The organism is Halostella salina (assembly GCF_003675855.1).
Taxonomy (GTDB): Archaea; Halobacteriota; Halobacteria; order Halobacteriales; family Natronoarchaeaceae; genus Halostella; species Halostella salina.
This window is the reverse complement of sequence record NZ_RCIH01000003.1, coordinates 265,431-291,529: the sequence shown is the minus strand read 5'-3', so window position 1 is coordinate 291,529 and position 26,099 is coordinate 265,431. Positions and strand designations below refer to the sequence as shown.

Sequence of the window (26,099 nt, the reverse complement as noted above, 5' to 3'; positions counted from 1 at the left end):
CGGCGGCGGGAGACGGTCGCAGCGGCGCTACTCGTTGCGGTTGCTCCAGGCCACCAGCAGGTTGCCGCCGCCTGTGACAATGCCCAGCAGTCCGAGCAGTCCGAGTCCGGCGCGTCGGAGCCGTGTGTCCCACCGCTTGTCGTTCGCGGCGCTACAGAACCCGTCCCCGCCCGACGAGCAGAACGACCCGCCCTCGCCGTACGACTTCACGCCCGTCTCCAGGATCGTGTAGTACGTTCCGTCGTGTTCGACGATCCGGTTCGCGTTCGGCAGCGGGTGTGTCGTGATCACCCGCCCGCGTTCGACTGCGGTCCGTTCGTCGTCGGTCAGTCCGGCGGCGTCCATCGCGAGGTACTCGAACGCCGCGTCCGCGTCGGTTCGCTCGTAGCCGTACGCCAGGCTTCCGGGACTGGCCTCTACGATCCCGTAGAACGTCCCGTCGAGGTAGACGAAGTCGTGTTCGCTACCGACACCATCGACGGTTCGGTTCTCCTCGATAGCCAGGTACTCGAAGGTACACTCCCTGACGTAGGCCGGGAGACAGGCGATCCGTTCGTCGACGTTCGTCTCCGTCGCACTGCTGCCCCGGCGTTCCCGGCCGGTCGCGGCGTTCGTGAGGACGAGTTCGTCGTTGTCGTGGTCCACCTCGAACGCCGTGTACTGGTAGACGGAGTCCGTCACCGGGCCGCCGGTGGTGACCGCAAGCGCGAGCAGGGCGACGCCCATGACGAGCACCAGAACCGAGACGCGGAGGGAGGGACGACTGGTCACATCCCTCGGTTCGGGCGGGTCGTGATATGCTTTCTGGAGTGTCGGACCGGGAAGAAAACCCCGGTACTGGACACCGCCGCGGCCAGCGGCCCGCACTCACCGCCGGATCCGGAACCCGTCCTCGCCCTGTGGCTCCTCGTACTCCACCTCGACGCCCTCGACGCTCGCCATCTCGCTCCCCTCGTGACAGAACTCGACCATCGACTCGACGGCGGCCTCGGGACCCTCGAACGCCGCCTCGACGCGGCCGTCCTGCAGGTTCCGCACCCAGCCGTCGACGCCGGCCTCCTCGGCCGTGTCCCGCGTCGTCGCACGGAAGTAGACGCCCTGCACCCGGCCGGAGACGAACACGTGTGCGCGCACTCGGTCGCTCATGGTCGGCGGATCGACTGCCCCGGGCAAGAAAGTATCGAGCGGTGCGGGTGGCTACTGGGTCCGCAGGTGGTGAAACACGTACGTCTGGACGTACCCCGCGTACGCGCCGCCGAACCGCTTCCGGATGGCCCGGGCGGTGTCGGCGTAGTTGCCGCGGTCGCAGTCCGGATAGTACTCCTCGATCGTCGTCCGGATCCAGGTGTCCAGCGGGACGGCTTCGAGGAAGTCCAGTGAGAACAGCAGCACGCAGTCGGCCACCTTGTCGCCGACGCCGACGAACTGCGTGAGGTACTCGCGAGCGTCCTCGTAGGTCATCTCCCGCGCCTCGGCCGGGTGAGCCTCGCCGTCGGCGACCATCTCGGCGGTGCGCTGGACGTACGGCGCGCGGTAGCCGAGTCCGAGGTCCCGGAGTTCGTCCTCGGTCGCCGCGGCGAGCTGTTCGGGTCGCGGGAACGCGTGGTACGTCCGGCCGTCGAACTCGACGGGGTCGCCGTACGCCTCCGCGAGCGCCGTCACCATCGAGTGGATCCGCGAGACGCGCATCTGTGCCGAGCAGATGAAGGATATCAGACAGCCAAACGGCGGGTCGTTCACCAGCCGCATCCCGCGGTAGGCGTCGTACGCCTCGCGGATCAGGTCGTCGCCGGGCGAGGCGTCGACGATGCCCGGCAGGTCGTCGTCCAGCCGGAGCAGTTCCCGGAGCTGCGGCGCCGCGTCGGTCGTCGACGCCCACTCCAGTCGACCGTCGACCTGTCTGGCCCGGATCACCTCGCCGTCGACGACCGTCGCGTACCACGCCGACCCGCCGTACAGCCCGTCGGTCTCGTACGTTCGCCCGTCCTCGCGCCGCCAGAGGTACGACTGGCCGCTCTCGACGGTCGACTGGAGGTCGAAGCCGCCGGGGAGCGTCGCCACGTCGATCGTGCCCGTTTCCATCGGTTTCGATGTGGGACGGCCGCGTAAAGCCGGTTTCGAGTTCGGCCGGGGCTAAGCTTCATACTGTTGGCCGACGAAACACAGGATGGCCATGAACTGCAGAGTCGTCGTCGAGGCCGCGGTGCCGGTGTACGACGTGGAAACCCCCGACGAGGCGGTCCGGATCGCCATCTCGAAGACGGGCGAGATGCTGAATCCGGACCTGAACTACGTCGAAATAAACATGGGGGAACGGCACTGCCCGCACTGCGGGGAGGGCATCGACCCGGCGTTCCTCGCGGCCGACGAGAGCCTCGTCGCGCTCGAACTGGAGATGACGGTGTTCAACGTCGAGCGGGAGGAACACGCCTCCCGAATCGCGCGCAAGGAGATCGGACAGCGCCTGGAGAACATCCCGCTCGAAGTGCTGGAGGTCGAGGTCGTCGAGGAAGAGGAGATCGAAGACGAGACCGAGGACGACGGAAGCGTGGCCGTCGACGACGAGTCCTCGGACGGGACCGGCGATGACGACGACGAGGTCCTCCCCGAGTTCGAGGACCTGATCGAGTAGCGCGACGGCTGCTGCAGTTCGTCTCTTTCGAAGCAGGTGACGGATTCGAACACGGAGCTATCGCTGGAGAGTGTGAGATCCGGCAGAACGCGAGTGTCCCGTCAGTCAGCGGCGGCGGGAACCGTCTCGGACGTCTCCTCGTCTTCCATCTCGGAAGTGATGCCAGTTGCCAGGGCAAAAACGGCGGCCTTGTGGTCGGTCTTCGACTTGTGGATCGATGTCGGGCGTACGCCCAGGGACTCGTACTCGTCGAGGTCTACGGGCACTCCGTTTCGCTCTTCGTAATGGTTGGAAATCTCTGCAAGCAGGCCGTGAAGGTGGATAAGCTCCTGCTTTTTCATGGACAGCCATGCCTTACGACTGGAGGGTTATATTATTATCTTGAGTCCCGTTAACACACATCTCCAAATATCGGGGTTGTGAGAGCTTTTGACACGGTATTTCGGATCGCTCGGGTACACATGAAGGTACGGCAAAAGTCTGAAGCTTTTTGTTCGCCGATCGGCTTTTGCCCGATATGGACTACGACGAGCAACTGGACCGCGCGATCGAGGCGACGCCGGAGATCGAGGGGACGACCGACCGCTTCGACGTTCCGGACCCGGACGTTCGTCAGGAGGGCAACGTCACCGTGTACGAGAACTTTCAGGACACGGTCGACCGGCTCGACAGGGACGACGAGCATGTGATGAAGTCCCTCCAGAACGAACTCGGAACCAGCGGCCACATCGACGAGAGCGGCCGGGCGCGGCTCACCGGCGAGTTCAGCCAGCAGCGCATCGACGAAGCGATCGAGGCGTACACCGAGGAGTTCGTCCTCTGTGACGAGTGTGGGCTGCCGGACACGCGGATCGAACGTGAGCAGGGCGTGCCCGTGTTGCGGTGCGAGGCGTGTGGCGCACGCTCGGCGACGAGTTCGTGAGCCCGGACGACGAGAACAGTCGAACCGTTTCGCCGGAGCGTCCCCGCGAACGGTCCGAAACAGTCGCCCTGGGTCTGCTTATTGGAGGGACTTCAGCGTCTCCAGGTCGCGGTTCGTACGCGTGAACTCGGCGGTTCTCCGGGTCGCATGACAGTTCGGGCAGTGGAACATATCGTCGTACTGGGGGAGGTCGCTCGGCGAGGATTCCCAGTCTTTCGCACATTCGGGGCAGACCAACTGCACAAACGCTTCCTCCATGCCATAGACCCTCACGCGGCACCGTGAAAAATCTTGTCGGAGCCATAATGAAGAGCGCGCGACGATCTACCGGAGCGACCGGTACGTCACCGGAAACGGGCAGCCGCCGGTATCAGGCGACGGCGGCGGCCGACTCGGACGCCTCGAGCAGTTCCGTGTAGCGGTTCCGGATGGTGACCTCGCTGACGCTCGCGACCTCGCCGACGGCCGACTGCGTCACCTTCTCGTTGGTGAGCAGCGACGCCGCGTAGACGGCGGCGGCCGCGAGGCCGACCGGCGACTTCCCGCTGTGGAGACCGCTGGTTCTGCCGTCTTCGAGGAGCGCCCGCGCCCGGCGTTCGACCTCCTCGGAGAGGCCCAGGTCCGAACAGAACCGGGGAACGAAGCTCCCCGGGTCGGCCGGCTGAACCTCCAGTCCGAGTTCGCGGACGACGTAGCGGTACGTCCTGGTGAGTTCCATCCGATCGACGCGGCTGACGGCGGCGATCTCGTCGAGACTGCGCGGCATGCCGGCCTGTCGTGCGGCGGCGTACAGCGAGGACGTTGCGACGCCCTCGATCGAGCGACCGGGGAGCAGGTCTTCCTCCAGCGCTCGCCGGTAAATAACGCTTGCCGTCTCGCGGACGTTCTCGGGGAGGCCCAGCGCCGAGGCCATGCGGTCGATCTCGCCCAGCGCCTGCTTCAGGTTGCGTTCCTGGGAATCACGCGTGCGGAACCGCTCGTTCCACTTCCGGAGCCGCTGCATCTTCTGGCGCTGGCGCGAGGACAGGGAGTTGCCGTAGGCGTCCTTGTCCTGCCAGCCGATGTTGGTCGAGAGGCCCTCGTCGTGCATCATCTTCGTCGTCGGCGCGCCGACGCGGCTCTTCCGGTCGCGTTCGCCGGCGTCGAAGGCGCGCCACTCCGGACCGTGGTCTATCTCGTCCGCCTCGACGACGAGCCCGCAGTCCGCACACACCGTCTCGCCGCGCTCGGTGTCCTGACGAAGCGGTCCTGTACACTCGGGGCAGGTCTCCGCCTCGTCGCGTTCCGCTGTCCGTTCCGCGTCCGTCTCGTCGCTGATCGTTCGTATCGTGTGGTCTGTCATGATGGGGTGGGACGGAACCGGCTACCGGGGGCGGGAAACCAAAAGAACCCGGGCGTCTTCCTAACTGTAGGTTAGGCCGATAAGCATATAACTATTGCTGTTGGTTTTAAATGTCTTCTTGCGGAGCCGTAAGAGGTTGTTGGAGAGTACCGGTAGATCGTTTGCTGTGTCCGTGGTGGTCCGCGTTCCGGTCAGACGGTAAAGAGGTGGCCGTCGGTCGGCACGTCGAACAGGCCGATGCGAGCGCCCGCGTCGAGCCACGCGTGGCCGTAGGAGAACGCGGCCAGCGCGTTGACGGGGTCGTCGTTCTCGCGGAAGTGCCTGCCGTCGTCGAGGTACGACTCGGCCATTTCGAGGCACTCCGCGCTCGCGTCGTCGAGCGGCGTCCCGTCCGGGGCGACCGGCTCGGCGGCGTCCAGCGCCTCGGCCAGCAGTCGCTCGTAGCGGTCCGTCTTCTCGGCGAGGTCGGCGGGCATGGGCGGGGAGACGGCCGACGCGGCCGTAAGCCCTTCGGGGTCCTGACGGGCGATAGCAAGCGTCAGCGGCCGACTGTCGCGTCGCAGGTGTCGGAAATCCATGTACACAACACAAGGTAAATACGCCGCGCAGGCGAACTATCGAGCATGAGTGACCAGCCGCGCGTGGAGATATACACCAAGGAGAACTGCTCTTACTGCGAGAAGGCGAAGGACCTGTTCGACGCCAAGGGTATCGAGTACGAGGAGTACAACGTCACCGGCGACGACGACCTGTTCGACGAGATGGTCGAACGAGCGGACGGCCGGCAGACAGCGCCCGAAGTGTTCATCGACGACGAACTTATCGGCGGCTGGGACGACACGAGCGCGCTGAACGAGACGGGCGAACTGGACGAGAAGCTCGGCATCGCGGACGGCGGGAGCGACGTGGTCGAGCACCGTAAACTGGTCATCGCGGGCACCGGCATCGCCGGACTGACGGCGGCCATCTACGCCGCCCGGTCGAACAACGACCCGCTTGTTATCGAGGGCGACGAGCCGGGCGGTCAACTCACGCTCACGACCGACGTGGAGAACTACCCCGGCTTCCCCGAGGGGATCAGCGGCCCGGACCTGATCAACAACATGAAAGAGCAGGCCCGGAAGTTCGGCGCGGAGACGGTAAACGGCGTCATCGAGCAGGTCGACGACTCGTCGCGCCCCTACCGCGTCGAGATGAAAAACGGCGACACCTACACGGCCGACGCCGTCATCGCCGCCAGCGGCGCGAGCGCCCGCACGCTCGGCGTCCCCGGCGAGGACGAACTGATGGGGTACGGCGTCTCGACGTGTGCGACCTGCGACGGCGCGTTCTTCCGCGGCGAGGAGATGCTCGTCGTCGGCGGCGGCGACGCCGCGATGGAGGAGGCCGACTTCCTCACCAAGTTCGCCTCGAAAGTGTACATCGCCCACCGCCGCGAGGAGTTCCGCGCGGAGGACTACTGGGTCGACCGCATTCAGGAGAAAGTCGACGAGGGCGAGGTCGAGATCCTGCGAAACACCGAACTCGTCGGGATCGAGGGCAGCGCCGAGGACGGCGTCGACGAGGCGACGCTGGTCGAACACCCGGAGGGCTACCCCTCCGAGAAGCGCGACGACCCCGAGACCGAGGAGTACGAGATGGACGTGGGCGCGGTGTTCCTCGCCATCGGCCACACGCCCAACACTGAGTACCTCGAAGACACCGCCGTCGAGATGGACGAGGCCGGCTACATCAGGACCGAGGGCGGCAAGGGCGGCGGCCAGACGAAAACGGGCGTCCCCGGCATCTTCGGTGCCGGCGACGTGGTCGACTACCACTACCAGCAGGCCGTCACCGCCGCCGGCATGGGCTGCAAGGCCGCGCTGGACGCCGACGATTACCTCGAAACGCTCGAAAGCCCCGGGACGGAGGCGTCCGCGGACGCCGTGGCGGAAGCCGACGACTGATCGGCTGAGCGTTTCATCGCGAGGCTGCGGTCGCGGCTTCTGTTTTGCCGACGACTGATCGGGTGAGCGTTTCATCGCGAGACTGCGGTCGCGGCTTCTGTTTTGCCGACGACTGATCGCCCGTCCGCGCGAACGGATGCCCATCGACGGAACACGCGACCCAAAGACGGATTAGTCGGACCCCCGAAGGACGCCGCATGACGGACACTGTTTCGGTGACGATAGCGTCGTCCGACGACGGCGAGGACGAGATCGAACTCCCCGAGGACCTGATCGACATGCTCGCGGAGGACGACGAGGACGCCGCGACGGTTATCGGCGACATCGCACTCTTTGGCTGCGCCCAGCGGATCCACGGCGCGATCCACCACGGTCAGGGCGAACCGAGCGAGGCCGTGAAGGAAGTCGAGGCCGACACGATGGAGATCTTCGAGGAGCGCTTCGGCGCGACGTTCGGCGAGCTAACCGGCCACGACCACTAGCGTCAGTCGCTCTTTTCGACGGTCCAGCGCAGGAGGACCCCGTCGTCGATGCGCTCGACGCCCGACAGCGACAGCGCCGGGAACTCCTCGACGAACCCCTCGCCGTCGGCCAGCGTCGGCGCGTCGCGGCCGCCGATGACGGTCGGCCCGACGAAGACGGATAGCTCGTCGACCAGCCCCGCGTCGAACAGCGAGAAGATGACCTCGCCGCCGCCCTCGACCATGAGCCGGTCGACCCCGCGCGCTTCCAGTTCGGCGAAGGCCGCCGCGAGGTCGACGCGCTCCTCGCCGGCCGCGACGACTTCCGCGCCGGCATCGCGGAGCGCCTCGGCTCTGTCGGCGGGCGCGGCGTCGCTCACGAGCACGTAGGTCATCGCCGCCTCGTCCAGTACTCGGGCATCGGTCGGCGTCCGTGCCCGCGAGTCGGCGACGACGCGGGCGGGATGGGCCGGCTCGCCGCGCTCGCGCCGCGCCGCCACGCGGTCGGTGTCGTCCAGCGTGAGGTGTGGGTCGTCCGCGAGGACGGTGCCGACGCCGACCGCGACGGCGTCGCTGTCGGCCCGGACGCGGTCGACGCGGTCGAAGTCCGCCGGCCCGCTGATGGCGACCTGCTCGCGCTCGCAGTGGGAGAGCTTCCCGTCCGCGCTCATCGCGGCGTTGACGACGACGTGCATGACGGTCCGTTGCGGGGCGGGCGTGTAACCGCTTTCGCCCTTCGATACCTCGTTTTCGGTCTACAGTAGCAAAATTTTATAACGTAGAAGAGAGAAACGACCACCCACATGTTCGGAATCAGATCGTTCATCCAGCGGATCCGGCTCGGCCTGACCCTCACGGTCGGCGGGCTCCGCGTCCTCCGAAACCATCCGAAGCTGCTCGTGTTCCCGCTCGTCAGCGGCGTCCTCTCGATCGCGTTTCTGGTCGCATTGCTCGGCCCGGTGTTCCTGTTCGAGACGACGTACGGGCTGGCGCAGCTCGGCGAGGCCGGCCTGTGGGTCGGATTGTTCGTGGTCTACTTCGGTACGACCTTCATCGCCACCTTCGCCAACGCGGCGCTCGTCCACGCCGTCGGCGAGAGCTTCGCCGGGAAGGAGCCGAGGGTCGTCCGGTCCCTGAAGGCGACCGGGAACAAGGCCGGGATCATCGCGGTCTGGGCGCTCATCGCGGCGGCCGTCGGGATACTCATCCAGTGGCTGGAGAGCCGGAGCTCCATCGCCGCGAAGGTCGTCTCGGTCGTGTTCTCGGCCGGCTGGTCGATAGCGACGTTCTTCGTCGTCCCGGTCATCGTCTTCGAGGACACCTCCGTCACCGGGATGTTCGGCGAGAGCGTGAACACGTTCAAGCAGACGTGGGGCGAGTCGATCGGCGCAGGGTTCGGGATCGGGCTGATCACCGGTCTCGTCACGGTGCTCGCCGTCCTCGTCGCCTTCGCTGTCCCCGCCGTGCTCGTCCCGTCGCTCGGCGGATTCGCTGTCGGGGGAATCCTCGCCGGGACCGTCGCGGTGCTCGGGTTCCTCGTCCACAGCGCGCTCTGGGGCGTCATCAAGACGGCGCTGTACGCCTACGCCGAAACCGACACCGCGCCCGAGGAGTTCGACGCGCTGGAGTTCGAGACGCTCGGCGGCACGCTGGAGTCGGGGTACTGACCGCGAACGCGCGGTCGAATTACGAGGCACCGTTGCTCCGATCGATAGCTGTCGTGTTTAATAACCGACTTGGACCGGTAACGCGGGCTATAGAGGTAGTCAATTGCCCACTTCGTCGCACGCTTGCCGAATGACCGATAATGGTAGTTTCGCTGCCGAGAGCAGTTGTTGTGTGAGAGCAAACATAGATACAATTCGATGACAGGTTCGAGAGTACTACGAATCGCGATGGTCGAGATGCGTTCTTAACGCATCCCTGATAGTTTCTTCATTCGAGCGGGCGTCTTTTCGAGAGAACCGGATGTCTGGGCGAAGTGACTGTCGGTGGAGGATAAACGCCTTGTCGGTCATGCTGAACGCATCGAACTGTGACCACGCGATGAATTGTCGGTGTTTGAAAAGTGTAGATTCCCGAGATTGCTCCAGCCCCGACGGAGTTAGCCGATAGACCCGTTCAGCGAAGTTCGATTTTACAGCGAACGCAGTCGCTGCGACGAACAGTAGTGTATACACTGTTGTCAACACTGAATACTTGGCCGCGAGCAAGCCGACGAGCACGAACCCGACGAGGACCACAACCGATTGTACTTTGACTCTGTCCTCCATTGGCCTTGCAGCCGTCCATTCGACCAATACGTCTTCATCTGCGATTGCCAACGAAGCAACCCGGTTTCGAGCTTCTCGCACCGTGATTTCACCCAGTAAACAGGCCGCAATGGCGAGGATGAAACCGACCGTACCGACCAAGGTAGCCGCCGCTCCGGACTTGAATTCAGTGAGCGAATAGGCAAAGAACTCGATGACAAAGAAATCGTAGGCGGTGAGTGGCGCGAACCCGAGGAGTGGAAGAATCCAAGATGACCATCCTTCGTTGAGCCACCTGAGCATTTCGCCGCTGTCGGCGAGCAGCAAGATGACCACGGAGTAGATGGCAGCACCGGTGGCCCCGAGAAGGCCGATCGCGAGCGGCCAACTACGAACCTGAAAGTACTGTACCATGAGGAGCGTGATAACAGGCGCAAGCAGCGACGCCGTGTAGCTTCCGGCGAGCATGCCGAACCGGGTGTCATGAACTTCCAGCGCCGGAAGCCTGTTTGTATCAGCCGTTCCCATCGGTTTCGACCTTACTTGTATGAATCGTATCATCCGGCATAATTGTTTTTATTATTATACCATAAAATAATTTGACATTCGGGGTCAGTCCCACGGGTTCCGTACGGTAACGGAACGAAGTCTTCCTTGTCGTTGGCCGTTCAACAGTCGCAATGCTGTGAAGATAGTGAATTCGAGTTCGTGTCGATTTTGATGCCGCAACCATCGTTCTCCAGGTTGACTCCAGTTGCACCCACACCAATGAGGACGCCAGCTGCAGCGAAAACGATCGGTCCAAGCGTAGCAGTTGTAAGCAATCCGACGATGGTACCAGCGACTGTAAACACACCGCCGCTCAGAGTCCCTCCCATCACTAACTCGTCTACTGAGTCGTCATCGAGGTAGATAGTGTCCCCCTCGATCTTGTTTTTACCGTCACAATGATCGGATACTTTGACAGGTGTGTCCTGAACTCCGCTGATGAGTTGTTGACCCCTCGCCGTCAGGTCGAACTGAAGTCCGCTCGGGCCGTCGCGGACGATCATAAAGCCCATTTCAACCGCTCGGTTGATATCTTCCGCCAAATCCATGGCGGTATATGTAATTGATTCCCCACTTTCTGTCTTCACTAAAACTTCGGCTTTCTTTGAGGAACGAGCTCACCCCTTCACCTTCGCTTTTCCATTTGCGATCGTAATCGCGTTTGATAGTTCTTTGATACTGAGTCCATTCTCCGTGTCTTGGGACTTTCGAGCAGAGTCGGCTGCCACGGAGCCACCGCATAGTGCACTAATGCCGACAATACCTGTACTTGATGCTAAAATTCTGCGTCGAGTGAAGTCGTTTGATTTCCTCATAACTCATCCCAAATAACATATCTATACTATATAAAATTAGCTAATTTTAAAAATAATTTGTATTCTATATTAGTTACTTCAGTTTCAATTTTAGCTAGTGCAAATCTAAGAGACCAAAGTTCTGTGGCGCATTGCCGAGCCGTACCGAAGATGATCGACATGAGTACAATCGTGCTTCCTCGAGACGGGAGAAACTTCGATCTTGAATAGACAGACCACGCCACCAGTTATATTAGAAATAGTATATGAGTCCAAATAAACAATAGATGTTTATAAGGTGGATAAAATATCGCCCGGATGTGTGCGAAAAAACGAGTGCGGTTCGGTGACACTGAGTCCGGGCGCTGAGTGCGAGCGCACGCTCCACGGGCCGAACCCACGGAATGGTTTTTAGGGAACCCCGCCGAAGTACCGCTGATGAGTTTAGACGACCATGCCGAGGATCTCGCCTCCGACCTCGGTGTCGACAAAGAGGAGGTCAAAGAGGACCTGGAGAACCTGGTGTCGTACAGCGTGCCGATGGACGAGGCGAAGCAGAGCCTCCGCCGGAAGTACGGCGACGGGAGCGACGGCGGTGGCGGCGCGCCGAGTCAGACCGACATCGCCGACGTGGAAACCGACGACGGCAACGTCACGGTCACCGCGACGGTGCTGACAAAGGGCAAGCGCTCGATCCGCTACCAGGGCGAGGACAACGTCATCTACGAGGGCCGCCTCGCCGACGAGAGCGGCGTCATCGACTACACCGCCTGGACCGACGTGAGCTTCGAGCCGGGCGACACCGTCACGCTCGGCAACGCCGGCGTCCGCGAGTGGGAGGGCGAACCCGAGCTGAACGTCGGCGAGAGCACGACCGTCGCCCGGGCGGACGAGGACCTGGCCGTCGAGTACGAGGTCGGCGGCGACGCCGACCTGATCGACGTGGACGTGGGCGACCGCGGCGTGAACGTCGAGGCCCGCGTCGTCGAGGTCGAGCGCCGCACCATCGACGGCCGCGACGGCGAGACGGAGATCCTCTCGGGCGTGCTCGGCGACGAGACCGCGCGGCTCCCGTTCACCGACTGGGACCCACATCCCGAGATCGAGGAGGGCGCGGACCTCCGGGTCGAGAACGTCTACGTCAGGGAGTACCGCGGCGTGCCGTCGGTGAACGTCTCCGAGTTCTCGACAGTCGACGCGCTCGACCGCGCGGTCGACCTGAGCGACGCCGCGCCGGAGATGGGCGTCGGCGAGGCCATCGCCACGGGCGGCGTGTACGACGTGGCGGTCGTCGGCAACGTCATCGCGGTGCGTGACGGCTCCGGACTGGTCCAGCGCTGCCCCGAGTGCGGGCGCGTCATCCAGAAGGGCCAGTGTCGCACCCACGGCGAGGTCGACGGCGAGGACGACCTGCGCGTCAAGGCCATCGTCGATGACGGCACTGGCGCGCTCACCGCGGTGCTGGACGAGGAACTCACCGAGGACGTGTACGGCGGCGGCGTCGAGGACGCCCGCGAGCAGGCCCGCGACGCGATGGACCAGGAGGTCGTCGCGGACACGATCCGTGAGAACATCGTGGGGCGCGAGTACCGCGTCCGCGGCCACCTCTCGGTCGACGAGTACGGCGCGAACTTGGACGCCGCCGAGTTCGACCGGACCGACGACGACCCGGCCGAGCGTGCGAGCGCCCTCGTCGAGGAGGTGGAAGCATGAGCGAGAGCGACGACGGCGGGCCGGGCACCCGCGAGGTCGCCCACCGCCTGTTCGCCGCCGAGTACGAGGACGCCGAGGTGGAGTTCTCCGAGAGCGACGAGGAGCGCGCCCCGAACTACGTCGTGACGCCGACCGGCGCGCGCGTCAACCGCCTGTTCGCGGTGGGCGTGCTCACGGAGATAGAGCAGGTCAGCGAGGACGTGCTGCGTGCCCGCGTGGTCGACCCGACCGGCGCGTTCGTCGTGTACGCCGGCCAGTACCAGCCAGACGAGATGGCGGCGCTGGAGCGACTGGACCCGCCGGCGTTCGTCGCGGTGACGGGGAAGGCAAACACCTTCCAGCCGGACGACTCGGACCGCGTGTTCACCTCGATCCGCCCCGAGAGCATCAACGAGGTCGGCGCGGACACGCGTGACCGCTGGGTCGTCGCCACCGCCGAGCAGACGCTGGAGCGCGTCGGCACGTTCGCCGACGCGCTGGAACTCGGCGCAACGGGCGACGAACTCGAAGCGGCCCTCGCGGACCGCGGCGTCGACCCCGCGCTGGCACAGGGGACCGCCGTCGCGCTCGACCACTACGGCACGACCCGCGAGTACCTCGGGGAACTCCACGCAGTGGCGGTGGACGCCGCCCGCGTCGTCGCCGGCGAGATAGACACCGACGATGTCGGCCCGCTGTCGCTCGAACCGGGCGAGGGCGGCGACGAGGCGGGCGTCCCGTTCACACGTTCGCAGGTCGGCGAAGCGACGGCAGCGGCGTCCACGGGGGACGACTCGGCGACGACGGCGTCGGACGCCGCGGCCAACGAGGCGACGTCCGACGAGCCTGCAACTGCGGACACCGACGCCGAGACGGCCGAGCCGACCGCAGAACCGGGCGACGAGGCGGCCGAAACGTCCGCAGACACGGGCGGCAAGACGGTCACGACGACCGCCGAACCGGACACTACGTCGGTCGACGCCGACGCCGAAGCGGACGCCGGCGACGACGGTCCCGGCGACTTCGAACCCGGGATGGACACCTCGGCGTCCACGGACGAGGGCGAGCGTGCGAGCGAAGCCTCCGACGGCGCGACCGAGGGAGAGATGCCCGGCGCGGGCGACGAGATGTACGAGTTCGACGAGGAGGAACGCGAGGAGATCGAGGCCGAGTACGGCACCGAGTTCTCGACCGGAACCGAGGTCGACGAACCCGGCGAGGCCGGCATCGACGTCGATCCGCCAGTCGAAGGGGAGGCGGGCGCGACCGACGCCACCGACGACGGGGACGACTCGGAGAGCGAAGCGGGGTCGGCGAGCGACGGGGACGCGGACGCCGCTGCTGCGGGCGACGACGAGGACGACGCCGGGCCGGCCGACGCGGACGCGCCGCTCGACACCGTCGTGATGGACGCGATGGAGGACCTGGACGACGGCGACGGCGCGCCCCGCGAGGAGCTGGTCGCCGCGGTCGTCGACCGGACCGGCGCGGACCCGGGCGCCGTCGAGGACGCGATCCAGGAGGCACTGATGGGCGGACAGTGCTACGAGTCCGGCGACGACACGCTGAAGCCGATCTGATGGCGGCGGTCGAGCCGGTCCCGGGCACGCCGGCCGCGACCGCGGACCTCGGCGGCGAGCGGGCGCTTGTGGTCGCGGACTACCACGCCGGGATCGAGGCCGGACTGCGGTACGAGCAGGGCGTGGAGATCGACAGCCGTGCGGAGCGCCGGCGGGACCGGCTTCGGGGACTGATCGTGGAGACCGACCCCGACCGGCTGGTGGTGCTCGGCGACCTGTTGCACGCCATCGGGGAGCCGGGCGGCGCGGAGCGCGGCGAGGTTGAGGTGTTGCTGGAGTCGCTCCCGGCGGACCTGCCCGTCACGCTCGTCAAGGGGAACCACGACGGCGACGCGGAGTCGTGGGTGGAGGGCGTCGAGGTGACCGACGGGGCGGGCGTCCGGATCGGAAACGTCGGGTTCGCGCACGGGCACACGTGGCCCTCGCGGGACGTGCTCGCGGCCGACGTGGTGTGTACGGGCCACGAGCATCCCGCGGTCCGGCTGGAGGACGAGGTCGGCGGGAGCCGGGTCGAGCGCGTCTGGCTCCGCGGGAGGGCGGCCCCCGGCCCCTTCGTGGACCGGTACGAGGGGCTCGACTGGACGGACCCCGACCTCGTCGTGTTTCCGGCGTTCAACGACCTCTCGGGCGGGACGTGGGTCAACGTCGAGGGACAGGGATTCCTGTCGCCGTTCCTGCCTGAGGGGCTGGTCGACGGGCAGGCGTACCTGCTCGACGGCACTCGACTCGGCGCGTACGACCGGGTCTGAGACGGCATGCGGACCCGGCCGGGAGGACAGCGGCCGGGACGTTCGGTCCCGTGACACTGTCCGCGGAGCTACCAAACTCTTTGGGACAAGGGTTTACCCGACTGAGCGTGGTAGGGGTAGCCGCCTCCAGCAGGGGGGCAACTGGGGGGAAACCAATGCATGACCTAACAGGATTTCAGCGCGATCTGCTGTACGTGATCGCCGGGGAAGACGACCCGCACGGACTGGCTATCAAGGACGAACTGGAGGACTACTACGAGTCCGAGATCCACCACGGGCGGCTGTACCCGAACCTCGACACGCTGGTGGAGAAAGGCATCGTCGACAAGGGCGAGGTCGACAGGCGGACGAACTACTACGCCCTGACCCAGCGCGGCGAGCGCGAGGTCGAGGCCCGGCGCGAGTGGGAGGCACAGTACTTCGACGACGGCGAGGATCTGGACGTCGGGCGGGTCGCGGAAGCCGAGTGACGCGGCCGCGGGAAACGCGAGGGGCCACCGCATTTTTCGACCGGGGCGGACGACGCGCTTAATCCGTTCGAACCGCTACTGAGGACCGATGAGCGACGGCCGCGTCGCCCCCGATTCTGCGGCGTTCACCCGACTCGGCGACGAGGTCCGGGCGGCGCTCTCCGAACGGGGGTTCCACACGCCGACCGAGCCACAGAAGCGCGCCATCCCGCCGCTCGCCGCCGGCGAGGACACGCTGGTCGTGGCACCCACCGGCACTGGCAAGACCGAGACGGCGATGCTCCCCGTCTTCGACGCCATCGCCCGGGCCGAGCCGCGCTTCGGCGTCTCGGCGCTGTACGTCACGCCGCTGCGCGCGCTCAACCGTGACATGCGCGAACGTCTGGAGTGGTGGGGCGAGGAACTCGGCGTCGACATCGACGTGCGCCACGGCGACACAACCGACTACCAGCGGAGCAAACAGGCCGAGGACCCGCCGGACGTGCTGGTGACGACGCCGGAGACCCTGCAGGCGATGTTCACCGGGTCGAAGCTCCGGCGCGCGCTCGAGGACGTGGAACACGTCGTCGTCGACGAGGTCCACGAACTCGCGGCGTCGAAGCGCGGCGCGCAGTTGACGGTCGGGCTGGAACGCCTGCGCGAACTCGCCGGGCCGTTCCAGCGCGTCGGCCTCTCCGCGACGGTCGGCGACCCGGCCGAAGTCGGGCGCTTTCTCACCGGCGGCCGCGGCTGTACCGTGCGCTCGGTCGACGTGGGGAGCAAGGTCGAGGTGACCGTCCGCGAGCCGACGGTCACCGACGAGGACGAGCGACTGGCCGGGGAGCTGATGACCGACGCGGAGACGGCCAGCCACGTCCGGGCGATCCGTGACGTGGTGGCCGAGAACGAGTCGACGCTGATCTTCGTCAACACGCGCCAGACCGCGGAGGCGCTCGGCTCGCGGTTCAAGGAACTGGACCTGCCGATCGGCGTCCACCACGGGTCGCTGTCGAAGTCGGCCCGCATCGAGGTCGAGGACCAGTTCAAGGACGGGGCGATCGACGCCCTGCTCTGCACGTCGTCGATGGAACTCGGCATCGACGTGGGCCGCATCGACCACGTCGTCCAGTACGGCAGCCCCCGACAGGTGACCCGGCTCCTCCAGCGCGTCGGCCGGGCCGGGCACCGGATGGACCAGGTCTCGGAGGGGACGGTCATCACGACCCGGCCCGACGACACGTTCGAGGCGCTGGCCATCGCCCGGCGCGCGAAGGACGGCGAGGTCGAGCCGACGGCGATCCACGACGGGAGCCTCGACGTGGTCGCCAATCAGGTCCCGGGGATGGTGATGGCGAGCGAGGACGGCGTCTCCGCGATGTACGCCTACGATGTCGTGACGAACGCCTACCCGTTCCGGGACCTCTCGCAGGACGAGTTCCGGGCGGTTCTCCGGGAACTGAAGGGCAACCGGATCGTCTGGCTCGACGAGGCGGAAGACCGGATCGAGTCCTCGGGGAGCACCTGGCAGTACGTGTACGCCAACCTCTCGATGATCCCCGACGAGGAGACGTACACCGTCGAGGACGTGGCCAGCGGCCGCGGGATCGGGACGCTCGACGAGCGGTTCGTCGTCAACTTCGCGGAGCCGGGCGAGGTGTTCATCCAGCGCGGCGAGATGTGGCGCATCACCGAGATAGACGACGACGAGAGCGAGGTGCTGGTCACCCCCATCGAGGACCCCGCCGGCGAGGTGCCGTCGTGGGTCGGCCAGGAGATCCCGGTGCCCCGCGCCGTCGCGGGCGAGGTCGGCGAGATGCGCGGCGTCGCCGAACCGCAGTTCGGCGCGGGCGCGGACGCCGCCGGCGTCGCCAGCGAGTTCGCGTCGCGCTATCCGACCGACGAGCGGACCGCCGAGCGCGCGCTGGAACAGGTCGAGCGCCAGGTCGAGGCCGAGGCCCCGATGCCGACCGACGGCCGGATCGTCGTCGAGCACCAGGGGCGAACGGTCGTCGTCAACGCCGCGTTCGGCCACCAGGTCAACGAGACGCTCGGGCGCGTCCTCTCGGCGCTGGTCGGCCAGCGCACGGGGTCGTCGGTCGGCCTCGACGTGGACCCCTACCGGATCGAACTGGAGGTGCCCAGCGGCGTGACCGGGCCGGACGTGGTCGAAGTGCTCGAAGAGACCGATCCCGACCACGTCGAGGCGATTATCGAACTGAGCCTCAAGCGCTCGGACGCGCTGAAGTTCAAGCTCTCGCAGGTGGCCGCGAAGTTCGGCGCGCTGAAGCGCTGGCAGGGGTCGGGCGGCTTCTCCGCCGACCGCCTGCTCGCCGCGCTGGAGGACACGCCCGTCTACGACGAGGCGGTCCGCGAGGTGTTCCACGAGGAACTCGACGTGGCGGGCGCGGCCGAGGTGCTGTCCGCGATACAGGCGGGCGACCTCGAACTGGTCTCCGTCGGCGGGCGCACCAGCGTCGGCACCGGCGGCCGGTCGGGCGGGCGCGAACTGCTCGCGCCCGAAAACGCCGACGCGAGCGTCATCGACACCGTCCGGGAGCGCATCCGGAACGACCGCGTGATCCTGTTCTGCCTGCACTGCCAGGACTGGAAGCGCAAGAAGCCGGTCCGACGCGTCCGCGACCGGCCGGAGTGTCCGGAGTGCGGGTCGACGCGGGTCGCCGCGCTGAACCCCTGGGCCGACGAGGTCGTGAAGGCGGTTCGCGCCGGGGAGAAAGACGAGGAACAGGAGAAGCAGACCGAACGGGCCTACCGGTCGGCCAGCCTCGTTCAGAGCCACGGGAAGCGGGCGGTGATCGCGCTCGCCGCACGGGGCGTCGGTCCGCACAACGCCGCCCGGATCATCAACAAGCTCCGCGAGGACGAGGACGAGTTCTACCGCGACATCCTCGCGCAGGAGCGCCAGTACGCCCGGACGCAGTCATTCTGGGACTGATAGCGTGTACGCCCGTCGGCCGCAGTGGCCCCCGAAAGCACTTGTCGCCCCTCCGGTAACTGCCGGCAATGTCATCGCTCTCGGAGCGCGTCGACGACCTGCCGCTGGTGGAGGGCGGCGTCGCGGGCGTAGCCGCCTTCGTCGCCGGCTACCTCGTCACGTACCTGCTGAAGGTAGGCGACGTGGCGGCCGCGAAGGCCAGGTCGGCGTCGGACGGCGGCCTGTTCGTCGCGACCCACGAGTCCTCGACGATCCCCGCCGGGGACGTGTTCGGCGAGGAACTGGTCATCTCCGCGCAGGAGTCGGGCGTCCAGTGGACGCTGAACGTCTTCGGCGTCGACCCGCCGGGCGACGCGACGATGGTCGCGTGGCTGTACGAGGGCGCGCACGGACTCAACCCCTCGGGTCGCCTCGTCGTCGAGACCGGCAGCGAGTCGGCGACGTACGCGCTCTCGCTCGCGGTGCCGGTCGAGACGTACCTCCTGCTGGTCCCGCCGGTCGTGCTGACCGCGGCGGGGTACACGGTCGTCTCGCGGGTCGGCGCGCCCGAGGAGATGCAGGCGGCCGGCCGGCTCGGCGGCACCGTCGCCGTCGGCTACGCGCTCGCCACGGTCGCGGCGGTCGCGCTGTTCCGCTGGAGCCAGACCGGCGCGGTGCTCAACGCCTCCGGGTCGTCCTCGACGGCGCTCTCCTACGGGCCGAACCCGCTGCTCGCAGTCGCGGTGATGGGCGTCGCGTACCCCCTCGTCTTCGGGGCGCTCGGCGGGTACGTGGCGTTCCGGCGGGCGTCGACCGACGCGCCGTCGTTCGACGACACCGACCGGCTGTAGGCGTCCGTAACGCACATACCCACGGCTTCCCACGCATCCACACATGAACCTCGCGCCCGGCGGCTGGCGCTACGCGGTGCCCCCGGCGCTCGCCGCCGCCCCCGCCCTCGTCTTCTCGGTCGGCCTGAGCGCCGCGCTGGTGGCGCTGGCCGTCGGCGTCGTCGCCTTCTTCCGTGACCCCGACCGGACGCCGCCGCCGACCGGGATCCTCTCGCCCGCCGACGGCAAAGTGTCGGTGATCCGTGAGGAGGACAACCGCCTCCGCGTCGGCGTGTTCATGAACGTCTGGAACGTCCACGTCAATCGCGCGCCGGCCGGCGGCACCGTCGAGTCGGTCGAACACCGCCCCGGGGCACACCGCCCCGCGTTCTCGAAGGACTCCGACCGGAACGAGCGGGTGTGGATCGACTTCGGCGACCACGAGGTGAGCCTCATCGCCGGCGCGTTCGCGCGGCGGATCCACCCCTACGTCGACGCGGGGGACGCCGTCTCCCGGGGCGACCGAATCGGCCACATCGCGTTCGGGAGCCGGGCCGACGTGGTCCTGCCGCCGGACGTGGACCGCGAGGACCTTGCCGTCGAAACGGGCGAGAAGGTGACCGCCGGCGAGAGCGTCATCGCCCGGACCGGGGACGGGACCGCCGACCTCGACGGGACGACCGTGCTAGGAGCCGAGAACGATGGCGGCGTCGACCCGGCCGCCGGCGACGCCCCCGCCGAGGAGGGTGATCCGGCATGAGCGGCGAGGAGGAGTCCCGCTCGGTGCGCGACCGCGTCGGCGATGTGGAGATCACCCGCCGCCGGCTGCTCGCAGGCGCGGGCGGCGTCGGCGCGCTCGGCGCTGGCAAGGCCGTCGACAACGTACTGATCGGCTACGGCGTCGTCGTCGGCACGAACCTCGTCACCCAGGACCTCGCGGCGCTGGTCGACGAGCGCCTCGACCCGTCGCTGGGCGACTCCCCCCTGCCGGACGGCCACCGCCTCGCCGTGGACGACGCGACGCTGTTCGTGATGGACGGCGACGAAGTGGCCGCGTCCGTTGCGCTCCCGGCCGACCCGTCGGAGGGAGCCGCCGTCGACGACGAACTCGGGTTTGCGGACGGCCCGGTCGAACAGCTCGTCGCCGACCTGTCGGACATCCGCCGGGGGAACTACGAGTACGCGTTCTCGAAGCGCGACCCCTTCTTCGAGCGCGTCGACGCCGCCGAACCGCGGGCATATACGACGGGGGCGCTCCGGGGACCGTACTACGACGACGTCGACCCCGAGACGATCCGGGCGTTCGCCGACGTCGACCCGACGCGACCGCGCGAGGTACTCCGCGGGCTGGTCGACGCGTTCCGCGAGCACTCCTCCTACGACGTGGCGCGGTACGTCGCCGGGTCGATCGAGGACAACGTGCTGTTCGGGACCGTCGACCTGCGCCAGCACTTCCGGACGCCCGCGAACTTCGACGCGGTCCGCGAGGACGACGGGACGGGGATGTTCTGCTGGGAGTTCACGAACCGCTCGCTGGAAGCGCTCCACGCGGTGCCGGCGTGGGGGCAGCGCCGTCCGGCGGTCGGCCTGAAGGTGATCGACGAGCGCCACAAGCACGTGTACACCGGCGTCGGGAGCGTCGTCCGGGAGGACGGCGACCTCGTGATCCCCGTCACGTTCGTCGACTACACGCACTCGACGCTGTACGACGACTTCTACATGACGGGGCTGCTCGGCGAGGGCGTGGAAGCGTACAACGAGCGCCACCGCGCGACCGACGTGTACTGGCCCTGAGGGCACGGAACCAGCCACCGGGTGACCAAGCTATTTGCGTCCGGTGGGCAAACGCGCCACCGTGGCAACGACAGGATCCGACGACGCCGGTTTCGGCTTCCCGGCCGTGCTGGGGGCGCTCGCCTTCCTCGCCGGCTACGCCGTCACGTATCTGGCAGCACGGAGCACGGTCGAGTCGGCGATCACGGAGGAGGGCTTTCTGACGCTCTCGCGACGGGGCACGTCGACGGAGCTGGTCGCCTCGGATTTCCAGGGTCTCTCGCCGCCCGGGACGCGCACCGTCGTCGGCTGGGCGTTCTTCGACCGTCACGGGGCCGCTCTGGACGGCGAGCTAACGATGTCCGGCGGCAGCGGATCGCAGACGTTCGACCTCTCGCTGGCTGTTTCGGCTGACGCGTGGCTGATGGCCGTCCCGCCGCTCCTGCTCGTCGCGGCGGGGTACCTCGTGGTCAGGCGAGGCGGGTCTCGCTCGGCAGCGGAGGCGGCAACGGCCGGTGCGACGATCGCCGTCGGGTACGCCGTCGTCGCCGCCCTCGCCGCACTGGGGTTCCAGTGGGGCCAGTCCGGCCTCGGCACCGGCGAGTTCGTCGAGTACTCGGTCCGATTCGGGCCGACGCTCTCGCCGTCGCTGCTCGTCGCAGCGGTCGGCTACCCGGTCGTGTTCGGAGCAGTCGGAGGGTACGCCGCACGCACACTGTCGGGCCGATCCGGTGATCGGCAGCGGCCCGGTCCGCGGCCGCCCGGCAGCGAAGACCGTTCCGGTGGACGGCGGACGGCCGCCCGGAACCGAGCAGGGCGCGGGCCGAACGCCGGACGAACGGGGCGCAGCGAGGAACAGGGACGACGGGACGGCCAGCGCGAGCGACGACCGGACCGGAACGACCGCCGCGACCGCAATGCCGGCGGCGACTGCGACGGGCGCTAACGGCCGCTCGGGTCGACCGCCGCGACCGCGGCGTCGAAATGTGCCGGCGTGACCTCGACCTCCTCGGCGCGCTCGTTGGCTTCCTCGGGGCCGAGTTCGTCGGCGAGTTCGCGGATCGCCCGCATCGTCGCGTCGCGGACGACCGCTTCGAGGTCCGCACCGGTGTAGCCCGCGAGTTCGGCGGCGAGCGCGTCCAGGTCCACCTCGTCGGCGAGGGGCTTGCCGCGGGCGTGGACCGCGAGGATCTTCCGGCGGGCGGCCTCGTCGGGCTCGGGCACCTCGACGTGGGTGTCGATCCGGCCCGGTCGGAGGATCGCCGGGTCGATGGCGTCGCGGCGGTTCGTCGCCGCCAGCACGACGACGTTCGGGTTCTCCGCGAGGCCGTCGAGTTCGGTCAGCAGCTGTGAGACGACGCGCTCGGTCACCTCGTGGCCCTCGCCGCGCCTGGCCGTGACGGCGTCTATCTCGTCGAAGAAGACGATGCTCGGCGCGGCCTGCCGGGCGCGGTCGAACACCTCCCGGACGGCCTTCTCGCTCTCGCCGACGTACTTGTCGATGATCTCGGGGCCGTTGACGTGGACGAAGTTCACGTCCGTCTCGCCGGCCAGCGCGCGGGCGAGCAGAGTCTTGCCGGTGCCCGGCGGCCCGTGCAGGAGGACGCCGCTCGGCGGGTCGGTGTTCGTCACCTCGAACAGCCGGTCGTAGGCGAGCGGCCACTCGACGGCCTCGGTGAGCGTGTCCTTGGCGTCCTGCAACCCACCCACGTCATCGAAGCTGGTCGAGGGCGTCTCCGCGACGTACTCCCGCATCGCCGACGGTTCGACGGCCGCGAGCGCCGAATCGAAGTCGGCGCGGGTCACCTCGCGCGGCTCGTCGTCGTCGGCCTCGCGGAACCGCGGGAGGGCGTGCATGGCGGCCTCCGTCACCAGCGCGTGGAGGTCCGCGCCGACGAAGCCGTGGGTCCGAGCGGCGAGCGTTTCGAGCGACACGTCGTCGGACAGCGGCATCCCGCGGGTCTGGACCTGCAGGATCTCCCGGCGGCCGACCTCGTCCGGCACGCCGATACCGATCTCGCGGTCGAAGCGGCCGCCGCGCCGCAGTGCCGGGTCGATCGCATCCGGACGGTTCGTCGCGCCGATGACGACCACGTCCTCGCGGCTGTCCAGCCCGTCCATCAGCGAGAGAAGCTGGGCGACGACGCGGTTCTCAGCGCCGTCGCTGTCGTCGCGGTCGCCCGCGATGGAGTCGATCTCGTCGAAGAAGACCACGGCGGGCGCGTTCTCCGCCGCGCGGTCGAACGCCTCGCGCAGGCGCTCCTCGCTCTCGCCCTTGTACTTCGACATGATCTCCGGGCCGTGGACCGTGACGAACTCCGCGTCCACCTCGTTCGAGACGGCTTTCGCGATGAGCGTCTTCCCGGTTCCCGGCGGCCCGTACAGCAGGACGCCCTTCGGCGCGTCGACGCCGAGTTCGCGGAACAGCTCCGGCTCCGACAGCGGGATCTCGATCATCTCCCGGACGAGTTCCAGTTCCTCGTCCAGCCCGCCGATGTCCTCGTAGGTGACGACCGCCTCGCCGTCGTCGCGCGCGTCCGCCGGGACGCCGGAATCGTCGGGTTCGTACGAGTCAGGTGCGGTAAACACCGTCGTCGTCGTGGTCACGCGGACCGGCCCGTCGGGGTCGGTGTCGACGACCCTGAACGGCGCGTCGGCGACGCGTTCGAGGCGGACCTGCTCGCCCTCGCTGACCGGCCGGTCGTGGAGGTCGCTGGTGACCGCCCGTTCGACGACCGCCGCGTCCACGTCGTCGAGCGACGGCGGCGGCGCGACGGTGACCGAGGTCGCGTCCTCGACGGCGCGCTTGGCGACGACGACGCTGTCGCCGATCTGCACGCCGGCGTTGGCCCGCGTGTCGGCGTCGACGAGGATGGCGTCGGCGGCCACGTCGCCGTCGGCGGGCCACACCTTGGCGACGGTCGTCCGCTCGCCCCGGACGACGACGGTGTCGCCGGAGAGAACGCCAAGCTTCCGGCGCGCCGCCTCGGGGATCCTTGCGACGCCGCGGCCGGCGTCGCGCTTCTCCGCGCCCCGAACGACGAGTTCGACGGCGGCGGAATCCTGCGAGTTCATGCCCGCCCGTAGCGCCGCGACGCCCTTGACCCTTTCCGGAGAAACGCATATGTCGCCGCGCGTTCGAAGCCATCACATGGTCGTACAAACGGAGCGCGACGACATGACCTGGTTCGAGTGCGAGGCCTGCGGCCTGCTGTTCGACGACCGGGACGACGCGCGCCAGCACGAGACGAACTGCGACGCCGAGGAGCCGTCGTACATCCAGTGAGGGCCGCCTCAGCGGCGGTCCCGGTGTTGCTCCGCGAGTTCCGCCGCCCGCTCCGCAGTGTTCGTTTCCTCCCACCGTACCTGTGACCCGTCGCCGTACGTTAGCGCCGTCTTCAGTTCGTCGCGCAGGACGCCGTGCCCGACCTCGACCACGTCGCCGTCCTCGCCGAGTTCGTACATGCCGTAGCGCTCGGGCGCTCGCCCGACCGTCTCCCGGGAGAGCGGCCGCCACTGCTTGCCCAGCGGCATCAGACGACCTCGTAGGACCGCTCGCTCATCTCGTCCTCCGCGAAGACGAACACCCGGCCGCGGGCGACCTCGGGGTCGGCCTCGACGACGACCGCGTGGCCGTCCACCCACGCGGTGACGCCAGGGAACAGTTCGGTCTCGTCCTCGACGAAGATCCGCCCGACGCCGGTCGTTTCGAGGATGTCGTCGTGCGTGTTGCGGTCGTTGACGTACATCATGACGCCCTCCGTCTCGGAGGGGTCGGTGACGAGCACCTGCACGTGTTTGCCGGGCGGCGTGCGTACCGACCCCTCGACCTTCTCCGGGATGCCGTGGTACAGGACCTCGCGGCCGTCGACGTACTCGACGTACACGCCCTCCTCCTCCAGACGGACGGAGAGCGTCGACGGCGAGACGTTGTTGCGGGCGCTCATGCCTCCGCCTTCGCCCGGCGCACCCAAAAGCGGCCCGCTCCGGCCCGGGGAGCGCTCGTGCGCGACGACCACCCGGCCAAATCCGCGGGGACCGCCAGCGGTAAGTGCGCGTTCTGATTCCCTTCCCGTATGGACGGTCGGGCCGAGGCCCCGGCGGCCGGGACGGTGTTGAACGCGCTCGCCAGCGGCAGAGGCGCGGCCTTCGCCATCGACGAGCACACGACCGCAGAGGTGCGTCTGGACGGCGACGCCGACGACGTGCGCGGCGAGATAGCCGGCGCGCCGGACGCCGACACCGACCTGATCGAGCGCTGCGTCGAACTGGTGACCGCCGAGTTCGGCGACGGCGAGGGCGGCACGGTCCGGACCGAGAGCGACGTGCCGATGGCTTCCGGACTGAAAAGCTCCAGCGCCGCCGCCAACGCGACGGTGCTGGCGACGCTCGACGCCCTCGGCGTCGAGGACGTGGACCGCGAGGCCGCCTGCCGGATCGGCGTGACTGCGGCCCGCGAGGCCGGCGTCACCGTCACCGGCGCGTTCGACGACGCCAGCGCGAGCATGCTCGGCGGCGTCACCGTCACCGACAACCGGACCGACGACCTGCTCGCCCGTGAGACGGTCGACTGGGACGTGCTCGTGTGGACGCCGCCCGAGCGGGCCTTCTCGGCGGACGCGGACGTGGACCGGTGCCGCCGGATCGCGCCGGTCGCGGACCTCGTCGCGGAACTGGCGCTCGACGGCCGGTACGGCGAGGCGATGACGGTCAACGGCTTCGCGTTCTGCGCGGCGCTCGACGCCCCGACCGATCCGCTGCTGGAGGCGTTGCCCGACGTGACCGGCGTCTCGCTGTCGGGCACCGGGCCGAGCTTTACGGCGGTCGGGGAGCGCGAAACACTGGAGGAACTACGAGAACAATGGGAGACACGACCGGGAACGACACGGCTGACGACGACGGAGACCAGCGGCGGCCGGACGAGATGAGTCTGGACGAACTCCGCGAGGAGATAGAGAGCATCGACCGCGAACTCGTCGAACTCATCGCGCGACGCACCTACGTCGCCGACACCGTCGCCGAGGTCAAGGCACAGGAGGGCCTGCCGACGACCGACGAGAAACAGGAGGAGGCGGTGATGGAGCGGGCGGGCGAGAACGCCGAGCAGTTCGGCGTCGACGCCAACCTCGTGAAGGCGATCTTCCGGCTGCTGATCGAGTTGAACAAGGTCGAGCAGCGGGAGAGTCGGTAGCAGAA

General features: G+C 67.8%; 30 protein-coding genes. 17 read left to right on the top strand and 13 right to left on the bottom strand.

All coding sequences use genetic code 11. The features are described 5' to 3' along the window. Positions 1 to 27 precede the first annotated feature (27 nt). From D8896_RS07505 to D8896_RS07495, 3 genes are all read right to left on the bottom strand, one after another. A complete protein-coding gene (locus D8896_RS07505) occupies positions 28 to 771 on the bottom strand; it encodes a hypothetical protein (RefSeq protein ID WP_162991492.1) in 744 nt (247 codons plus the stop codon). Between the two features lie 96 nt (positions 772 to 867). Further along, positions 868 to 1,146: an acylphosphatase gene (locus D8896_RS07500; RefSeq protein ID WP_121821471.1), complete on the bottom strand. Its 279-nt coding sequence runs from the start codon at positions 1,144 to 1,146 to the stop codon at positions 868 to 870. Positions 1,147 to 1,197: 51 nt separating this feature from the next. Continuing rightward, positions 1,198 to 2,082: a DNA-3-methyladenine glycosylase family protein gene (locus D8896_RS07495; RefSeq protein WP_121821470.1), complete on the bottom strand. Its 885-nt coding sequence runs from the start codon at positions 2,080 to 2,082 to the stop codon at positions 1,198 to 1,200. Positions 2,083 to 2,173: 91 nt separating this feature from the next. Here D8896_RS07495 and D8896_RS07490 point away from each other — a divergent pair, with 91 nt between their 5' ends. Continuing rightward, positions 2,174 to 2,632 carry a DUF555 domain-containing protein gene (locus D8896_RS07490; protein ID WP_121821672.1) on the top strand — a complete coding sequence of 153 codons (459 nt, stop codon included), beginning with the start codon at positions 2,174 to 2,176 and terminating at the stop codon, positions 2,630 to 2,632. 101 nt (positions 2,633 to 2,733) lie between these two features. Here the strand turns inward: D8896_RS07490 and D8896_RS07485 are convergent, their stop codons facing one another. Continuing rightward, positions 2,734 to 2,973 carry a UPF0058 family protein gene (locus D8896_RS07485; protein ID WP_121821469.1) on the bottom strand — a complete coding sequence of 80 codons (240 nt, stop codon included), beginning with the start codon at positions 2,971 to 2,973 and terminating at the stop codon, positions 2,734 to 2,736. Positions 2,974 to 3,149: 176 nt separating this feature from the next. Here D8896_RS07485 and D8896_RS07480 point away from each other — a divergent pair, with 176 nt between their 5' ends. Then, positions 3,150 to 3,554, top strand: coding sequence for a translation initiation factor IF-2 subunit beta (locus tag D8896_RS07480; RefSeq protein ID WP_121821468.1), 405 nt, complete (start codon positions 3,150 to 3,152; stop codon positions 3,552 to 3,554). Between the two features lie 78 nt (positions 3,555 to 3,632). Here D8896_RS07480 and D8896_RS07475 read toward each other — a convergent pair whose 3' ends face one another. The 3 genes from D8896_RS07475 to D8896_RS07465 all read right to left on the bottom strand — a co-directional run bounded on the left by D8896_RS07475 (position 3,633) and on the right by D8896_RS07465 (position 5,372). Then, positions 3,633 to 3,812, bottom strand: a complete 180-nt coding sequence (locus D8896_RS07475) for a DUF7836 family putative zinc-binding protein (RefSeq protein WP_121821467.1) — start codon at positions 3,810 to 3,812, stop codon at positions 3,633 to 3,635. Positions 3,813 to 3,924: 112 nt separating this feature from the next. Beyond that, complete coding sequence (locus D8896_RS07470) at positions 3,925 to 4,896, bottom strand: transcription initiation factor IIB (protein WP_121821466.1); 972 nt, start codon at positions 4,894 to 4,896, stop codon at positions 3,925 to 3,927. A 191-nt stretch (positions 4,897 to 5,087) separates the two neighbouring features. Continuing rightward, positions 5,088 to 5,372, bottom strand: a complete 285-nt coding sequence (locus D8896_RS07465) for a DUF357 domain-containing protein (RefSeq protein ID WP_121821465.1) — start codon at positions 5,370 to 5,372, stop codon at positions 5,088 to 5,090. Positions 5,373 to 5,519: 147 nt separating this feature from the next. Here D8896_RS07465 and D8896_RS07460 point away from each other — a divergent pair, with 147 nt between their 5' ends. Then, complete coding sequence (locus D8896_RS07460; RefSeq protein ID WP_121821464.1) at positions 5,520 to 6,842, top strand: FAD-dependent oxidoreductase; 1,323 nt, start codon at positions 5,520 to 5,522, stop codon at positions 6,840 to 6,842. 197 nt (positions 6,843 to 7,039) lie between these two features. After that, complete coding sequence (locus tag D8896_RS07455; RefSeq protein ID WP_121821463.1) at positions 7,040 to 7,324, top strand: DUF7545 family protein; 285 nt, start codon at positions 7,040 to 7,042, stop codon at positions 7,322 to 7,324. Between the two features lie 2 nt (positions 7,325 to 7,326). Here the strand turns inward: D8896_RS07455 and D8896_RS07450 are convergent, their stop codons facing one another. Further along, on the bottom strand, positions 7,327 to 7,998 hold the full coding sequence (locus tag D8896_RS07450) for a 2,5-diamino-6-(ribosylamino)-4(3H)-pyrimidinone 5'-phosphate reductase (RefSeq protein WP_121821462.1): 672 nt from the start codon (positions 7,996 to 7,998) through the stop codon (positions 7,327 to 7,329). 108 nt (positions 7,999 to 8,106) lie between these two features. Between D8896_RS07450 and D8896_RS07445 the strand changes: the two genes are divergently transcribed. Beyond that, positions 8,107 to 8,970, top strand: coding sequence for a DUF6159 family protein (locus D8896_RS07445; protein WP_121821461.1), 864 nt, complete (start codon positions 8,107 to 8,109; stop codon positions 8,968 to 8,970). Positions 8,971 to 9,186: 216 nt separating this feature from the next. Here the strand turns inward: D8896_RS07445 and D8896_RS07440 are convergent, their stop codons facing one another. Continuing rightward, a complete protein-coding gene (locus D8896_RS07440) occupies positions 9,187 to 10,083 on the bottom strand; it encodes a hypothetical protein (RefSeq protein ID WP_162991491.1) in 897 nt (298 codons plus the stop codon). A gap of 140 nt (positions 10,084 to 10,223) precedes the next feature. Then, complete coding sequence (locus D8896_RS07435) at positions 10,224 to 10,691, bottom strand: hypothetical protein (protein ID WP_162991490.1); 468 nt, start codon at positions 10,689 to 10,691, stop codon at positions 10,224 to 10,226. A 645-nt stretch (positions 10,692 to 11,336) separates the two neighbouring features. Between D8896_RS07435 and D8896_RS07430 the strand changes: the two genes are divergently transcribed. The 9 genes from D8896_RS07430 (at position 11,337) to D8896_RS07390 (ending at position 21,849) form a co-directional block, all read left to right on the top strand. Further along, positions 11,337 to 12,611: a Single-stranded DNA binding protein gene (locus tag D8896_RS07430; RefSeq protein ID WP_121821458.1), complete on the top strand. Its 1,275-nt coding sequence runs from the start codon at positions 11,337 to 11,339 to the stop codon at positions 12,609 to 12,611. After that, positions 12,608 to 14,170 (top strand): RPA family protein, encoded by a 1,563-nt coding sequence (locus tag D8896_RS07425; RefSeq protein WP_121821457.1) that lies wholly within the window; start codon positions 12,608 to 12,610, stop codon positions 14,168 to 14,170. The genes D8896_RS07430 and D8896_RS07425 overlap by 4 nt, the downstream gene beginning before the upstream one ends. After that, the gene (locus D8896_RS07420) at positions 14,170 to 14,919 is read left to right on the top strand and encodes a metallophosphoesterase (protein WP_121821456.1); all 750 of its coding nucleotides are present in this window, start codon (positions 14,170 to 14,172) and stop codon (positions 14,917 to 14,919) included. Before D8896_RS07425 ends, D8896_RS07420 begins: the two co-directional genes overlap by 1 nt. A 155-nt stretch (positions 14,920 to 15,074) precedes the next feature. Then, positions 15,075 to 15,389 (top strand): PadR family transcriptional regulator, encoded by a 315-nt coding sequence (locus D8896_RS07415; RefSeq protein ID WP_121821455.1) that lies wholly within the window; start codon positions 15,075 to 15,077, stop codon positions 15,387 to 15,389. Between the two features lie 88 nt (positions 15,390 to 15,477). Beyond that, positions 15,478 to 18,321, top strand: coding sequence for a DEAD/DEAH box helicase (locus tag D8896_RS07410; RefSeq protein ID WP_121821454.1), 2,844 nt, complete (start codon positions 15,478 to 15,480; stop codon positions 18,319 to 18,321). A gap of 68 nt (positions 18,322 to 18,389) precedes the next feature. Then, on the top strand, positions 18,390 to 19,151 hold the full coding sequence (locus tag D8896_RS07405; RefSeq protein WP_121821453.1) for a hypothetical protein: 762 nt from the start codon (positions 18,390 to 18,392) through the stop codon (positions 19,149 to 19,151). 43 nt (positions 19,152 to 19,194) lie between these two features. Continuing rightward, positions 19,195 to 19,890, top strand: a complete 696-nt coding sequence (locus tag D8896_RS07400) for a protein sorting system archaetidylserine decarboxylase (RefSeq protein WP_121821452.1) — start codon at positions 19,195 to 19,197, stop codon at positions 19,888 to 19,890. Then, positions 19,887 to 20,924 (top strand): hypothetical protein, encoded by a 1,038-nt coding sequence (locus D8896_RS07395; protein ID WP_121821451.1) that lies wholly within the window; start codon positions 19,887 to 19,889, stop codon positions 20,922 to 20,924. The genes D8896_RS07400 and D8896_RS07395 overlap by 4 nt, the downstream gene beginning before the upstream one ends. Before the next feature lie 61 nt (positions 20,925 to 20,985). Continuing rightward, positions 20,986 to 21,849, top strand: a complete 864-nt coding sequence (locus D8896_RS07390) for a hypothetical protein (protein ID WP_121821450.1) — start codon at positions 20,986 to 20,988, stop codon at positions 21,847 to 21,849. Here D8896_RS07390 and D8896_RS07385 read toward each other — a convergent pair. Next, positions 21,846 to 23,978, bottom strand: coding sequence for an AAA family ATPase (locus tag D8896_RS07385; protein WP_121821449.1), 2,133 nt, complete (start codon positions 23,976 to 23,978; stop codon positions 21,846 to 21,848). The two genes, D8896_RS07390 and D8896_RS07385, sit on opposite strands and share 4 nt — an antisense overlap. Before the next feature lie 76 nt (positions 23,979 to 24,054). Between D8896_RS07385 and D8896_RS19985 the strand changes: the two genes are divergently transcribed. Then, positions 24,055 to 24,189 carry a DUF7128 family protein gene (locus D8896_RS19985; RefSeq protein WP_259372643.1) on the top strand — a complete coding sequence of 45 codons (135 nt, stop codon included), beginning with the start codon at positions 24,055 to 24,057 and terminating at the stop codon, positions 24,187 to 24,189. Between the two features lie 8 nt (positions 24,190 to 24,197). Here D8896_RS19985 and D8896_RS07380 read toward each other — a convergent pair whose 3' ends face one another. Both D8896_RS07380 and D8896_RS07375 read right to left on the bottom strand, forming a co-directional pair. Next, entirely contained in the window at positions 24,198 to 24,437 is a 240-nt protein-coding gene (locus D8896_RS07380) for a DUF7508 domain-containing protein (protein ID WP_121821448.1), read from the bottom strand. After that, positions 24,437 to 24,850, bottom strand: a complete 414-nt coding sequence (locus tag D8896_RS07375; RefSeq protein WP_121821447.1) for a DUF5796 family protein — start codon at positions 24,848 to 24,850, stop codon at positions 24,437 to 24,439. Before D8896_RS07375 ends, D8896_RS07380 begins: the two co-directional genes overlap by 1 nt. Positions 24,851 to 24,979: 129 nt before the next feature. Between D8896_RS07375 and D8896_RS07370 the strand changes: the two genes are divergently transcribed. Both D8896_RS07370 and D8896_RS07365 read left to right on the top strand, forming a co-directional pair. Further along, entirely contained in the window at positions 24,980 to 25,831 is an 852-nt protein-coding gene (locus D8896_RS07370) for a shikimate kinase (protein ID WP_121821446.1), read from the top strand. After that, positions 25,765 to 26,094, top strand: coding sequence for a chorismate mutase (locus D8896_RS07365; RefSeq protein WP_121821445.1), 330 nt, complete (start codon positions 25,765 to 25,767; stop codon positions 26,092 to 26,094). The genes D8896_RS07370 and D8896_RS07365 overlap by 67 nt, the downstream gene beginning before the upstream one ends. Positions 26,095 to 26,099: the final 5 nt, after the last annotated feature.